Consider the following 606-nt stretch of genomic DNA (forward strand, 5'->3'; position numbering starts at 1 on the left):
GCCGTGGATCGTCATGGAGCTGATCGAGGGCCGCTCCCTGGCCGACGTGGTACGCGACGACGGCGCGCTCACCCCGCGCCGGGCCGCCGAGGTCGGCCTCGCCGTCCTCGACGTGCTGCGCGCGGCGCACCGCGAGGGCATCCTGCACCGCGACGTGAAGCCGTCCAACGTGCTGATCGCCGACGACGGCCGGGTCGTGCTCACCGACTTCGGCATCGCGCAGGTCGAGGGCGACCCGTCGGTGACCTCGACCGGCATGCTGGTCGGCGCGCCCTCCTACATCGCCCCCGAGCGCGCCCGCGGCCACCGGCCGGGACCGCCGTCGGACCTGTGGTCGCTCGGCGGCCTGCTGTACGCGGCGGTCGAGGGCGTCCCGCCGTACGACAAGAGCACGGCCATCGCGACGCTGACGGCCGTGATGACCGAGCCGCTCGACCCGCCGAAGAACGCGGGCATGCTCGAAGAGGTCATCTACGGCCTGCTGGCCAAGGACCCGACGCACCGGCTGGACGACGCCGGCGCGCGGGCGCTGCTGACGGCCGCGGTCAACGCGCCCGACGACGTCATCGACCGGCCGGTGTCGGCCGTCGAGCCGACCCGCACCAT

1 protein-coding gene is annotated in these 606 nt (G+C 74.4%); it reads left to right on the forward strand.

Features of this window, described 5'->3' with window-relative positions; all coding sequences use genetic code 11:
- Positions 1 to 606, forward strand: a 606-nt coding sequence (locus KUM32_RS40550) for a serine/threonine-protein kinase (RefSeq protein WP_217146690.1), incomplete at both ends; no start/stop codon positions are given.

The sequence above is a fragment of the Streptomyces sp. AC627_RSS907 genome, from assembly GCF_019049165.1.